This window comes from Desmospora profundinema (assembly GCF_031454155.1).
Lineage (GTDB): Bacteria > Bacillota > Bacilli > Thermoactinomycetales > DSM-45169 > Desmospora > Desmospora profundinema.
In genome coordinates this window covers 281,698-295,122 of record NZ_JAVDQG010000004.1, presented here as the reverse complement: position 1 = coordinate 295,122, position 13,425 = coordinate 281,698, and the positions used below count along the sequence as shown (strand labels likewise).

At 52.5% G+C, this 13,425-nt stretch carries 10 protein-coding genes; 2 read left to right on the top strand and 8 right to left on the bottom strand.

Features of this window, described 5'->3' with window-relative positions; genetic code table 11:
* Window positions 1–36: 36 nt before the first annotated feature.
* The 4 genes from JOE21_RS10455 to JOE21_RS10440 all read right to left on the bottom strand — a co-directional run bounded on the left by JOE21_RS10455 (window position 37) and on the right by JOE21_RS10440 (window position 8,421).
* Window positions 37–2,844 carry a DUF1156 domain-containing protein gene (locus tag JOE21_RS10455; RefSeq protein ID WP_309865702.1) on the bottom strand — a complete coding sequence of 936 codons (2,808 nt, stop codon included), beginning with the start codon at window positions 2,842–2,844 and terminating at the stop codon, window positions 37–39.
* A complete protein-coding gene (locus JOE21_RS10450) occupies window positions 2,786–6,394 on the bottom strand; it encodes a helicase-related protein (RefSeq protein WP_309865699.1) in 3,609 nt (1,202 codons plus the stop codon). The genes JOE21_RS10455 and JOE21_RS10450 overlap by 59 nt, the downstream gene beginning before the upstream one ends.
* Before the next feature lie 301 nt (window positions 6,395–6,695).
* Window positions 6,696–7,478: an HNH endonuclease gene (locus JOE21_RS10445; protein WP_309865696.1), complete on the bottom strand. Its 783-nt coding sequence runs from the start codon at window positions 7,476–7,478 to the stop codon at window positions 6,696–6,698.
* 202 nt (window positions 7,479–7,680) lie between these two features.
* A complete protein-coding gene (locus tag JOE21_RS10440) occupies window positions 7,681–8,421 on the bottom strand; it encodes a YwaF family protein (RefSeq protein ID WP_309865694.1) in 741 nt (246 codons plus the stop codon).
* Window positions 8,422–8,590: 169 nt separating this feature from the next.
* Here JOE21_RS10440 and JOE21_RS10435 point away from each other — a divergent pair, with 169 nt between their 5' ends.
* On the top strand, window positions 8,591–9,307 hold the full coding sequence (locus JOE21_RS10435) for a tRNA(His) guanylyltransferase Thg1 family protein (RefSeq protein ID WP_309865691.1): 717 nt from the start codon (window positions 8,591–8,593) through the stop codon (window positions 9,305–9,307).
* Window positions 9,308–9,389: 82 nt separating this feature from the next.
* Window positions 9,390–9,533 (top strand): hypothetical protein, encoded by a 144-nt coding sequence (locus JOE21_RS10430; protein WP_309865690.1) that lies wholly within the window; start codon window positions 9,390–9,392, stop codon window positions 9,531–9,533.
* A 57-nt stretch (window positions 9,534–9,590) separates the two neighbouring features.
* Here JOE21_RS10430 and JOE21_RS10425 read toward each other — a convergent pair whose 3' ends face one another.
* The 4 genes from JOE21_RS10425 to JOE21_RS10410 all read right to left on the bottom strand — a co-directional run bounded on the left by JOE21_RS10425 (window position 9,591) and on the right by JOE21_RS10410 (window position 13,352).
* The gene (locus JOE21_RS10425; RefSeq protein ID WP_309865687.1) at window positions 9,591–9,956 is read right to left on the bottom strand and encodes an ACT domain-containing protein; all 366 of its coding nucleotides are present in this window, start codon (window positions 9,954–9,956) and stop codon (window positions 9,591–9,593) included.
* 179 nt (window positions 9,957–10,135) lie between these two features.
* Window positions 10,136–11,857, bottom strand: coding sequence for a choice-of-anchor I family protein (locus JOE21_RS10420; RefSeq protein WP_309865684.1), 1,722 nt, complete (start codon window positions 11,855–11,857; stop codon window positions 10,136–10,138).
* A gap of 91 nt (window positions 11,858–11,948) precedes the next feature.
* The gene (locus JOE21_RS10415) at window positions 11,949–12,632 is read right to left on the bottom strand and encodes a DUF421 domain-containing protein (RefSeq protein WP_309865681.1); all 684 of its coding nucleotides are present in this window, start codon (window positions 12,630–12,632) and stop codon (window positions 11,949–11,951) included.
* Window positions 12,633–12,638: 6 nt separating this feature from the next.
* Window positions 12,639–13,352: a DUF421 domain-containing protein gene (locus JOE21_RS10410; RefSeq protein WP_309865678.1), complete on the bottom strand. Its 714-nt coding sequence runs from the start codon at window positions 13,350–13,352 to the stop codon at window positions 12,639–12,641.
* Window positions 13,353–13,425 lie beyond the last annotated feature (73 nt).

The following is a 13,425-nucleotide window of genomic DNA, read 5'->3' as shown; positions in this document are numbered from 1 at the left end:
TAGACACCCCATTTCTGTTGATCTATCCAACCGTTCTTACGAGTTAAAGTTAAGACTGTCCTGTCCCGGGGGAGCTATTTCTTCCCGAGTGGCAAGGTCGGTGATATGGGGCCAGGAAGTAACCAGCCCGTTGTATGCAAGGGCTTCCTGTGCCCAACCTTTTCGCTCGCAGAGGGTGTAGAGGCGATAAGCTAAATCCCGGGCGGCTTCTCCGGTTTCCCCCAGCTGACGAAAAAGAGTGGCCGCACCTGTCTCCCCGTCCGTCTCTAAGGCTCGGATCAGATACTGAACCGCCTCCCACACCGTCACCCGATCATCCTCATTCGGATTCCAGTCTTCCAGGAGCTCTTCCCGTTTCAACAGGCGTACTTTGCCGCTCTTTGCTTCCAGGATACCGGCTTCCACCAGACCCTCCACAGAAGTGTTCCGAGCCGTGGACAGGGTCTCCGCCTCCCCGTAAGGTCCTCTCTCCATCCCGTGCTGCTCAAACCAGGAGAGAGCCCAGCGGGTGTCAGAGTCAAACTCCCCCTCCTGCTCAGCGAGAAACTCGTCAAGGGTCTGATTGATAAGAGCCAGCGCCGTCCGCACACGCATCGCGGTTCCGTCGGACTCAATCACCTTGCCGTAGCGGGAGAAGACGGCCATTCCGGGGCCGATCGCCGCCTGGGCCATATCCACGGGGGCGATGTTCCCTTGTTGCAAATCCCGCAGAGCATCGGGCAACTCCCGCTTTAAGGCCCGTAGGAAATCCCGCCGTGTGATGGGACGGGTGTCCTCCGGACGGGGACGGCAGACGAGGACGATGGAGGAGGCGAGAGCGTTGGTACCGCTCGCAACCATCCGGTTACCTAATTCTGTCCGCATCGGCCACGTTCCGGTGATGGAGAAACCTGATCGGATCAAACCTTCCAGCATCGTCTCCCACCCTGTGGAAGCAACCGCTTGCTCCCCTTCCTTGCCCGATGCGGCCGCCGCTTCCGCCTGTTTAAAGGCGTAATAGACAGTCAAGGGGAATTCGGGATGGGCCGTCTCCCGCATCCTAGTGAAGGCTTGACGCAACCCATTTTCAAAGAAGGACTGCGCTTTCTTTTTGTCTCCGTCAAAACGGTAGGGCGTGGCCACCAGTTCCTCCGATTTAGGAACCAACATCGTACTGAACAAATCAGGGTAAATCCCTTGCAACGAGCGGCGGAGCCACACATAGAAGAAATCAGATAAGTCCGCATAACCGATATTGTCATAATAGGGTGGATCAGTGGAGATGATTGGTTGATCAATCCTTCTGATCGGGGCAGTCGAATCGGCCTGTTTTACAGATCCTCTTGTACAACAGGGAGTCTCTCTAACAACTTCAACAATCCAATGGACCGCGCCATTAAAATTCCCGGTAGAATTGCTCATGGGATTCGATTCCGCAAAATCCCATGTCATGGGAATGGCTTGACGTCCAAAAGTATTTCGAACCTTAACATATCCTGTATCCCAGCTACAAATTGTTGAACCTCTATCCGCAACCCGATCCACGGCAAATGCCAAATACGTAGCCACCGCATCGGCATAAGCCGCCGCCCCGGTACCGCCGTCCTTCAAGGAAACGCCGTCATCAGATAGGCCGAAGGCGGTGGCGTCCCGCCGCACCTGCTCCCGGGCCTCCCCCACCAAATCGCTGAAGGTATTCAAGGCGACCAGCTGGCGGGGGGTAAACAGATCCGCAAACGTATTCATCCCGTAATTAGGAGTTTTAAAATCACGGGGATTAACCGGCAAGTCAGCTTCTGGCTTCCAATCCGGAATCGCTCTTCTTGCGATCTCCTCATGCTCCTCTGTCGGTGGGAGATACACCCTTCCGTTCGATCCTTCAGCCACAATCGCCATCAGCCGGAACTTCATTCGTCCAGCCTTCCCTTCGGTACGAATATAATTAAAAGGCATGGGTACCCCCGAGAGCAAGCAGGTTCCACCCCGCCGGTTGACGGTCCCGTCCCGGGGGTTCCCTTTCCCCATCCGTACTTCAAACCGGTAGGTATTCCTCTCCCGATCCACCAATGGTTCCACCCAGGCTTCCTTCCCCTTCTTCTTCGACAGCCAAAAAGAGCGGACCAGAGGAACATGAGCTCCCTTGCAGGCCGGGTTGGGGCTGGCGACGGTACGGGCCCAAAGCCAGGCGATCACTGTGGCTTCCCCGCCACCCTGCTCCTCCGGCAGTTTCACTTTGGGGTAGAGGTGGCCGATTCGTTTCTCCGCCTCGTCCCGCATCCATTTTCCGTAATAGCGAACACCTTCTGCGAGGCCCCAGGCTCCTTTCCATTCACTCAGATCGCGCTCCGTCTCTTGACCGGGATGAACGGGAAGTTGTCCAGCAAATTTGGGCGGAATCTCGATCAACGCCTTGTTAATCAGCACCGCCACCGGGTTCAGGTCGCTGGCATGGGCCTCTAATCCCAACCGCTGAGCTTCCAGGGGGATGGAGCCGCCACCGGCGAAAGGATCCAGCACTGGCGGTGGATTACCGCCAGTGCTTTTACGGATTTCTTCCCGTGCTTCTTCCAGGACTTCCTCATCGTTAATGTTTTCCCATTTCACCAGTTTTTCAATTATGTTGAAAAGGCGCAGCCGCTCTCGGTCCTGATCCTCTTCCTTGGGGAAGCGGTCGGGATGGCTGGAGGGATCATCCACCAGCTGGGCGAAAAGGACCGCCCGGCAGGCAGCCAGAGGACGGCGGGCCCACCACAGGTGCAGGGTGGAGGGGTGGCCGTGGCGGATCGATTTCTCCCGGGCCAACTCTTTATTGATCGCTTCCAGCGGCAATGCCACTTCGATTAGTTTTTTCTTCTGCTGTTGCATCCGGTTCGACTCCTTGTTCCCAAAGTTTCTTCCAATTATAGTTCACACTAGTGGCAGCAAAGTCAGGGGGTTGTTGGAAGGGCCGACGGACATAGCGAGCATTGCAGATCTTAGCGTCGTATCCGTAGGGAATGCCTCGCTCCCGCACCTTCAATGGGTCCGTTTCAGATGATTCCTCCAAAGGAACCTGTACCAGCGCCAGGATGAACTCGTCGGGTTTGTTCAGCCCTCTGATGATCTCATTCTTGGTGACGGTGACGGTATCGGCGCCCTCAATCCGGCCTTTCACTTCGATGAACCGGAGCTGCCCCGTCTCTGGCACCACCGATTCAATATCATAGCCACAGTTGTCTTTGCTAACATCCCGGGGTACAAAGCCGAGAGCCTGCTCTGCTTCCATCACCGTCTCCATCGCCATCTGCTCCACCCGCTCCGTCTCCCGGGCGAAACGTCCCGGTTCAGTCCGTAGCTCTCCTTTCAGCTGACGGATGAGGCCACCGGGGATAACGAGAGCTCCACCGACGACGATGGGAGGCAAGGGGGAGAGCTGAATCTCTTGATCTAGTTCTTTCATCCGTTTTTGCAGGCGAGCCTGCAATTCATCCGCCCGTTCACGGGCTTTGGCAGAATTAATTTTGGCATTAATTTTGCCCGCCTCTTCCTGGGCTTTCAGATCGGCGGCCCGTTGATCCCAATAGTTAATCTCCTTCAACAGCCGATCCCGGACCGCCTGTCGGATCTTACGAACCAACTTTTCCTTCGGCCCCATGATATCTTGCAAATGACAGGGGACCAGATGAGCGCTGGCATGACGGATCGCCTGTTTCTCTAGATCCCGTGTCAACCAATCCCCCTCCAGCAGGGGAAGGATGAGCTCCTTTTCCTCTTTCTTCAAAGGGCGGTAATCCAGGTAGGGAGCATCTCCAGCGTGATGGGCCTGACCCTGGTCGTCAATCTCAATGTACTGCATCCGTCGGGAAACCACCCGCCGCTCTCCCGACGGATCGGTGCAGCCGTCCCGGATGGAGTGTTCCAGATAACAGAGAGCGCGAACCTCATCCCCTGAATCGTTCTCATTCACCAGGATGGCTCCCTGTTTCAACGTATCCCGGTATTTCTCCATAATAAGATCGATGGTAGCATCCAACAGGGGATGGCCCGGACAGACAAAGGCAGCAGGGGGTTTTCCCGGAAGATGGATCAGCGATTTATCGAAACAGATCCGTTCATAGCGTTTCATCACCGCTTCCCCGACCCCAATCTGCCGATCTCGGTTGCGGATGGAAGGAGGAACCCGGGTAATCTCATACCGACCCGCTTCCCGCAGACGGATGAAGCCACCCAATTTTTGAAATGCCTCGATGAAGAAAGCGGAAATAAAATGGGGCTGAAGGCGTCGTGCTTCTGCGCGCTCCATCTCCTCTTTAATCCGGAGGGGGTTGATCGTGTTGTGGGTAAGGGCTTTTTCATCCAATAGTTTCCGGATACGGTTGTGGTCCAGCCTTTCTTCCACTACCTGCTTAAGACGAGCTTTCACATCCTGACTGTCTCCGTAACGGATCGCTTCAATCAATAGTTCCCTCAGTTCCACCCCGTCGATGGCTTTGCCCAGGACATCAAAGACACTCCCTCCCAAAGCCTCCCGTTCGGCCTCCAGCTTCTGCAGGAGCCGGAGGTAGACCTCCCCTTCCCGGGTCTCGTCGGCAAGGAGGTTCCACAGATGACAAACTTCTGTCTGGCCAATCCGATGAATACGGCCGAACCGTTGCTCCAGCCGATTGGGATTCCAGGGGAGATCATAATTGACCATCAAGTGAGCCCGCTGCAAATTGATCCCTTCACCGGCGGCATCTGTGGCAATCATGATCTGAACGTTTTTATCCTGGGTAAAAGCTTCCTGGGCTTTGCGACGTTCTTCCCGACCCATCCCACCTTGGATGGTCACCACGGCTTCCTCGCGTCCCAGGAGGGTTCGAATTTTAGCGGCCAGGTATCGAAGGGTGTCCCGGTGTTCGGTAAAGATGACCAACTTACGGCGGTGACCCGCTGCATCGAACATGCGGGCGTCATCCTGAAGCAGACCGGAAAGTTTTTGCCACTTTATATCGGTGTCGCTATGCCGGACTTTTTGCGCCAAGCGCTCCAGGTCTTTCAGGATGACGATCTCCGCCTTCAACTCCTGTAGCGTACGCGCCGCCGACGCTTGATCCACCACTTCTTCTTCCAGCTTCTCCACTTCCGAACTGGGGGCGTCTTCGAGATCATCCCAATCCTCTTCCGTGAATCTCGATATCTTTCGGAAGTGGACCTCTCCACCCCGCTTCAGGATTTCTTCCTCCCGGAGTCGCTTTTCTAGACGTTCCCGCCGACGGCGGAGAGACTGATAGATCGCTTCCGGGGATGACGCCAACCGCCGTTGCAAGATTGTCAGTGCGAAGCCGACGGTCCCTTTCCGGCCATCATTCTCCAGTGCGTCCGCCCGGTTAAACTCTTCCCGGACATACTCTGTCACCGCATGGTACAACTCTGCCTCATCGTCGGAAAGCTTATAAGAGACGGTATAGGCACGTCGTTCCGGAAACAGGGGGGTGCCGTCAAACTTCACCAGCTGTTCCTTGACCATACGCCGCATTAGGTCGGAAACGTCGGACACATGAACCCCGTCGCGAAAGCGCCCCTCAAACCGATCACCGTCCAGCAACGCCAAAAAGAGCTGGAAATCCTCCTCTTTCCCGTTATGCGGGGTGGCACTCATCAGTAGAAAATGACGGGTGATCCGAGAAAGGAGCTTGCCTAACTTGTATCGTTTCGTTTCCTTCCGTTCCCCTCCGAAAAAGGAAGCTGACATCTTGTGGGCCTCGTCGCAAATGATAAGATCCCAGTCAGTCTGCTCCAGCTTGGATAGTAGGTCCGGATTGCGGCTCAGTTTATCGAGACGGGCGATTACCAGCGGTATCTCGGTAAAGGCATTTCCCGTTCGAGCCGCCTCCAGCCGGTCATTAGTCAAAATTTCAAAAGGAAGCTGAAACCGGCGGTACAGTTCATCCTGCCACTGATCGGTCAAATTGCCAGGACAAACAACCAAACAATGGTTTAGATCCCCCCGGATCATCAGCTCTTTGATCAAAAGCCCGGCCATGATCGTTTTCCCAGCCCCGGGGTCATCCGCCAACAGAAATCGTAGGGGTTGTCGGGTCAGCATCTCCCCGTATACCGCTGTGATCTGATGAGGTAAAGGGTCGATAAGTGAGGTATGTACAGCAAGGTGGGGATCGAAAAGATGGGCCAGGCGAATTCGTTGAGCTTCAGAAGCGAGACGCAGAGATTCCCCGTCGGCGGTGAAGCTCCAGGGACCACCTGAGCTCACAATTTCCAAATCCGGCTCTCGATAACGATAAAGCAGTTCGCCGTCCACTTTTCCGGTAGAAGTCTTAAAGATGACGTTTACCACATCGTGACCGTACCATTCCGTGTCAATAATTTGTACCGTTCCGTTGGCTGTGAGTCCTTTTACCGTCGCACCGCGTGTAAGGTCTTCCAGACGGGCCAATCTTTCTCCCCCCTTACATTTGTTTTAAGGTTAGGAGAGAAACAAAATCTCCATGGGAACAAAAAGATGATCCCCCAATAATGGCTGTAAGTCTTATTTTATCAAGAAAGAAAGCATTACGTAATCATCCCTACCAAAACGGATGCATTTCCCTTCCGGCAGGAAAACTTCTATCATCCGTACCAATCTTCATTTAAGCCGGTCTTCACACTTTTCTAAGGGTTCATTGTAAATATAAACTTACTCATTATTAAATCTGGCTTCAGAACCTCCATTCGGATATAGATAATGCCGTCCACTGTCAAGACGATAACCCGTTTACAATCGCCTTCATCTCCTCCACCGTCTTCCACGGCATCCGCCGATGAATGATCCGGTGGCAGTTGGAACAAACCAGGGCGATATCATCCACATGGGTGTCTTCCCCTTCTTCATCATAGGATTTTAAGGCACGCTTATGATGGCCCTCGATATACCCCTCGCCTTCTTTTCCATATCTTTTAGCAAAGTCAAAGGTGCAGATTTCACACGCCAACGTACCGTAAAGATCCTGGGCGCGCTCAATCGCTTGTTTGATAATCCTTGAATTTCTCTCCCTACGGCGATGCTGGACGTATATCACTTTCCCTTCTTTGGTGTAAGCTTCTTCGCGAATTTGGAGGTTGTCACGCAGTTCAGATTTATCATAGTCGTAGTGATACGGCTTACGAAACGATACCTCAAAGTAAAGATGGTTCACCTTTTCAAATATCATGACCGGAGTGTTTCCCGGATCATTCCCTCTTGCAAACGCCCGATGAATAACAGGAAACCGCTCCCGAATCTCGCGCTGCAACTCGCCTGTCCATTCCAGACGAGCGCCTCCATTCGCCATGATACGAATCCTTGCATCATATTCTCGACCCCCGTATCGGATGGTCACGGTATGGACTTGCCCCTGTGTCAACTCGGGCACTTCAAAAAAGCGGCGAATGTGCTCTTTGGGAAGGCCCGTCTGTCCTCGTTTAAAGCAGGATAAGTCCATCTGTTTTTCTGCCCAGTTTCCGGCCATTTGGGTCCACGAGTATTCCTGAATTCGGTCCAATGATGTCTTCGCTCCTCTCGCTGTCGGCTCTATGCACCGAATATTGTCCTTAGATGAAGCGGAATGTTTATAGAAATGAAGATGATCACATAATATCGAAAAGCGTTTAACTAGTTATTCGAAAAATTCTTATGGTTTCAGTCCGTTTTTCCTGCCTTATTCACATATGGTTTTCAATCATTCCTTTTCTCAAATACATCCTTTATTCCCCTTGGTCCCATCCAATATCAACCCCCTCTCCTCTCCTAGCAAAAGGCAACCACAACAACACAAACATCCCCACCGCCACCACTTGCAACGAAACCAAATACCATGGCCACGGGCCTAACCAATCGAGCAACGACGGATAATCCGGCTTCCCGCTTATAAACATGTAGTTACCGCCCGTCATGACATTCACCACTCCTGCCAGCAAGGCGAGGCCATTTAACTGCAACAGAACCGGAAAAATGGAGCGCAATTGGACCCGGAAGCCTTCTACACGGATCATGTACAAAATCACCCATAAGATGGCACCATGGGCGATGAAGAATTGAAAAAATCGAAAATGCGGATACGAGAACTCCAGCACTGGTGTCAGCAGAGCCTGGAGAGCCCCTGCCAATCCGCAAAAGTAGACGAAGGGAAAAAGACGAATGCTTCGGGTGAAGAGCAGCACCGCCGACAATAGCAAGGTGATACTGCATAATTGCAGGGGCAAGCTGTATTGAAGGGTCCATTGGCCGTTCCGCACATTCCAAAGATGCCAGCTGATTTCCGATAGAAGGATGATTCCGATGAGGCCAAATCGGATAACCGATTCCAGCTTTGTTCCTTTCATCCGAGGGAGGGTGCGAAAAAAGAGGAAAGTGATGAGTCCCAGCACCAGCAAGGTGATCAGGTGTGTTCCGGAAAAAAGAACGAAGGGAAATAAGGAAGCATCCGAATCAAAATAGTATGCCATGGATCGACCCCTTCTTAAAGCACGATGATCCCTACTTATTCGTTCCATCTGTGCTTTGATCCTCTCCCATATTTAACGATTGAATCACAACTTTCTTATTAAAAAGATCTGATCCATAGAAAATATCCTGTAAGATAACCATAAGAAAAGGACCAAGGAGGAGAAATAGATGGACTCACTGGGGACACGCATGAAAGGATACGAGCATACTTTTCGCCATTTTCTTCCCAAGCGTATGCCTGTGATTATCAGGGTGGACGGCCGGGCTTTTCATACATACACGGAAGGAATGGAGCGTCCTTTTGATGAGCGATTACATCGAGCCATGACAGCCGTTGCCCGTGATCGGTGTGAAAACATCATGGGCTGCAAATTGGCCTATGTTCAAAGCGATGAGATCTCACTATTGCTGACCAACTATGAAAAACTTACCACGCAGTCTTGGTTTAATAACAACATCCAAAAGATGGTCAGTGTCTCCGCCAGTATGGCTACCGCCCGTTTTAATGACCAGATGTATCCGATTACAGGTAAGTTGGCTACGTTTGATTCTCGAATCTTTGCCCTTCCGAAAGAAGAGGTGACCAACTATTTTTATTGGCGTCAAGCAGATGTCACAAAAAACAGCATCCAGATGGTGGCCCGTGCCCATTTTACCCATGAAGAATGTTCGGGCTTGACCAACAATCAGCTGCAAGAAAAACTGTTCACTGAGAAGGGTGTGAATTGGAATGACTTTCCTACCCATTTTAAACGCGGAGCTTGCGGTGTTCGCCAAATCCCCGTCACACCCGCCTTCGTCATGGGCAAAAACGCGTGCCAGAACAATCGGATTGGATTACGGACTATGAGATCCCCCTATTTACACAAAACAGGAATTATATAGAACGATATGTATACCGTGAGGAAGACGAATCGGTTATCATAACACTAGACTGATCAAATAAGTCGATCAAGGGAGAGACCTTATGAAGAACGATCACAGTAGTCAAAAAAAAGACGCTGCCGATAAGCTGTTTGATTTTGCTTTTGAAACAGTGATCTTGTTCATCATCTTTACGGTTTTGTTTCTCGGATTGGGTGTGTTACTCGCCTTTTTGGGATGGGCTTAAGAAAGCCGGCCTCCAACATCGGTTGGATCGCCGGCTTTTATATCCTTCAAACACGCTTCAAATATTGGCCCCCAGTTCCTTCAAGATGGCTTCCGCCTTGTCGTATCGATCATCGGTGGTGACCACGGTGACGCACAGGTCTTCCGCTCCGACTTCATGCATACCGTCGGTCATGCCGCTGGAGGCGTCGTCAGCTCCCATCAGGATACCGGCATCGCGGCTGGTGACGGAGGTGCCGGTAGCAGAAGCTAGAGACGAAAACGGTTCGGCAATCGGATTGTCCAGATCGCTGCGGTCTTCGCCTGGGGCGAGGGAAAAGCGGGACAGGTCCACCGTTTCATAGCCCGCTTCCTTCAGCCGCCGGACGGCTTCCTTGGCCCGGTTTTCGGTGTTGAAATACGCCAGGATGTTTCGTTCACCCATGGTTTATCCTCCCTGTAATGTTGTCACCGGTAGGATGTCCGTTTCGGGTGTGGTTATCCATTTTTTAGTACCTGCAACGATACCACTCACAAAAAACACCGCCTTCCGCCGGTGCTCCATCCTCCGTTCTTCTCTTTTTACCCGGTTTCTCTCCACTTTTGTGCCAGCCTTGTGGCTGCTCACTTTCTCTCTTTAATGGAAATGGCGGCGACGGTGCCGGAGACTTCGTTGGCTACCAGGAGGATCGCATCGCCGGTGGGACTTTGGTCGGCGGGGAGAAAGGCGAGCCCTTCGGGGCCGAGGTCACCCGCTTCCGTGACCGAATCCCCTGGTTGAACGTCGCCAGTCTGGACGGAAAAGTCACGGCTGTTGAAATAGGTGACAAAGTGAGGGGTGTTGGGTTGGGTCACATCGTAGACCATGACCCCGCCCACCCGTTCCAGTCCGATGAAAGCGTAAAGTCTGTCTCCCACTTGGCCGACCACGGCGGATTCCGGCTCCGGTCCTTTGTCGTCGCTGCGGGTGTCAAATGAGGTTTCACGGTGGTTGGAGTTAAAGTGTTCGGGAAGGACGTCGGCGATGATGCGTTCAAAGTCACTGCCGCTGTCGTATACCTGTTTCAGCTTGTCCCCTTTTACTTCCCAGATGGAGAAGGAGCGGGAGCCAAAGCTGTAGAGCGCTTCATAAACGCCGTCTTTTTTCCCCTCCACGGCACTGACCCTGAGTCGTCCCAACTGATCATCCTCGAGCAGCCCCTCTTCCATCATCCGGTCCAGCTCCTGCTGGTTGAAACCCTCGTAGTGCTTGGCGTTCAGGCGGATTTTCGCCCCCGCCTTGTCCGGGTGGACCAGGTCTTTCACCCGGGCTTCTTCAGAGAAACCCTTGTAACCCCGGGCGTCCCCTTCATTGGCGGTGATTAGGTAGGTTTTTCCTTTTGCCTGGAACAAGTCGAAGCCATCCGGTTGGTACAGGCCCAACACCGGCCAGTTGCGGATGTGGATGCGCCCGTCCCTGTCGGAGGCGTCCAGCTCATTCCCCTGGACGGAGTGGTCCTGTACGCCCAGTCCGTACACCCGCTCAAATCTTTCTTCTTTCAGATTCAGCTTGGCAATGGCGTTGTTTTCCTGTAACGCCACGTAAGCAGTGTTTCCGTCCGGTGTTACTTGAATGTACTCCGGCTCCATGTCTTGGGCAAACGAAGCCCCCTTGCCGAAAACCCGGACATCCTTGTCCACCTGTGACGGTTTCAGGTCGCCGAAGCCTACCGTGGTGACCGTCGCTTGGTTGACGCCTTTGGAAACGTCGATGATGGAGACGGACCCTTCCGGATCGATGGTGTAATCATCATTAGACTCGCCTTCGTTGGCAGACAGGATCCGTGTTCCATCCGGAGTGACTGTCACCATGTCGGGCAAGGCGCCCACCTGGACATGATTCAGATAATGGCCGTCTGCATCCAGGATCACCACGATGCCGTCATCGGTTTGGGGATCTGCCGGCACGGCGGCAGCCACCCATTTTCCATCCGGATGGACAGTTACACTGGTGACGTCACCGGGTTGAAAATCGCCCAGATCAAAAGAATCCAATGAGATCCGCTTGCTTTTTTTCCACTGGGTCTGCCCTCCGGATAATGCGGACAAATCCAACACATCCACCGCCTTGGCGTCTCCGTTGACAGAGTAAACCCGCTGATGGCGGGAGTCGATCGCCACGATCTCCGCTCCGCCCCGATCCATTCCGGCACCGCTGTCATAACGGGCCAGCAAGTCCAGCTTCAATGCTTCCGTCCCCTGTGTCGCTGGATCACGGGGATGGGATTTGGCTGCTGTCGGATGGACGGCTGGCAGCGTCAGACTGATCGCCGTCACCACCGCGATGGTCCCAATCCATTTGTTCACCGCTTTCCCTCCTATGTACCCTTGTCTATTGCATTGTAGACAGCGGTTGTTAACAAATGGATAGGGTCTGTTGGATTTATGATGAAGTCTTCTAATCTGGAGAGGAGTCCGCCGTGTAAACAAATACATCCGGCTTATGTTCCAAGGTGGCAGCGTACAGCACCTGGCGGACATCCTCAATTTTTTTTCGCTGAAGTTCCCTTTTCAACCAGGGAACATCCTTGCCGATCATGTTGAGGTTGTTTTTCTGGATCTGGCCGTCTACCACCAGGGAAATCGCCATCCCCCGGTGAGGGACATCCATCTTCAGATCTTTTGGGGTAACCGGATAGAGATCATCCTGCGGCAACACACTGATCGTTCCAGTCGGCTCCAAGATGGCATATCGGACTTCGCGAATGTCCGGAAATCCCTTGGAACGAATATCCGCCAGCAATTCAGACAACGAGATTTCACAGCGGCGGAGGTTCTGTTTCAGGATTTGTCCGTTCTTGACCAAGATCGACGGCTCCCCAATAATCCAGCGATTGGTCCACTTATACAGGGTCAGCTTGGCGAAAACAACATGAATACCGGCCACCAAAAAAATGGCCAGCATCGCTTTCCAGAAATCATCCACCAAAATCGGTTTGGTAGCGAGAGCTGCGATGATGACAATCGCCATCAGGTCATGGGGGGTCACTTGCGCCAGCGTCGATTTTCCCATAAACCGCAGCGCCAGGATGGCCATGACAAACAAAACAATCACTTTGAGACTGTATCCGAGCATCCCCATCCCCCGTTATCCGTTCTTCTTCTGCTTATCTTCTCGGAGGTCCACATACAGCGTCCCGTCGCTTTCCTGTAGTGCATAAAAAACCTCTTGGAAAGAATCAACGTCATGTTTTTTCTTAATTTTGTCCATCAACCATTTCCCCGTTCGACCGATGCCGCGCAGATTCTCATAGATCACTTGCCCGTCCACTATCAATTCCACCGGGACGTCAGCCGCCTTAGGCATTGTAGACGGATTTTGGAATGTGGGCTGCTGGTATTGTGGTTTCTTCATGACAGAAATGGAGCCGTCATTTTCGATGATGGCGAACTGGACCTGGGAAACATCGAAAACGTCTTTCTTCCGAAGCAGCTCCATAAGTTCGCCTACAGTGTAGCGGACTTTCTTCATATTCTCTTCCAAAATACGGCCATCCCTCACCACAATCACGGGCTCTCCTTCCAGTAATTTTCTCCCCCGCCGGCTCTTCAAGGCAACCAAAGAGGCAGCCAAAGTCAATAAGCCGAATATGACCAGCCCCACAAAATGATAGGAGGTTTTTTGGTCGATATCCGACGCCAAAGTTCCTGCAATCGAACCAAACGTGATCCCGTTGACATATTCAAAAAACGTCATCTCCGCCATCTGCTGCTTCCCCAGTATGATGGTCAGCACCATGATGGTGACAAAAGCGAGTGCGGTTTGATAAAAAACGTGCAAATAGGTACCGATATCCGACACGGCCATTCCTCCCGATAAAAGTCTGATGTGATTAGTTATTACCAATAAAAGGGGAAGGCTACTCAAAAAAATC

Coding starts and splice junctions, on each gene's coding strand:
- JOE21_RS10455 (WP_309865702.1), bottom strand. CDS start 2,844: ATGCAACAGCAGAAGAAAAAACTAATCGAAGTGGCATTGCCGCTGGAA.
- JOE21_RS10440 (WP_309865694.1), bottom strand. CDS start 8,421: ATGGCATACTATTTTGATTCGGATGCTTCCTTATTTCCCTTCGTTCTT.
- JOE21_RS10435 (WP_309865691.1), top strand. CDS start 8,591: ATGGACTCACTGGGGACACGCATGAAAGGATACGAGCATACTTTTCGC.
- JOE21_RS10430 (WP_309865690.1), top strand. CDS start 9,390: ATGAAGAACGATCACAGTAGTCAAAAAAAAGACGCTGCCGATAAGCTG.
- JOE21_RS10425 (WP_309865687.1), bottom strand. CDS start 9,956: ATGGGTGAACGAAACATCCTGGCGTATTTCAACACCGAAAACCGGGCC.
- JOE21_RS10415 (WP_309865681.1), bottom strand. CDS start 12,632: ATGGGGATGCTCGGATACAGTCTCAAAGTGATTGTTTTGTTTGTCATG.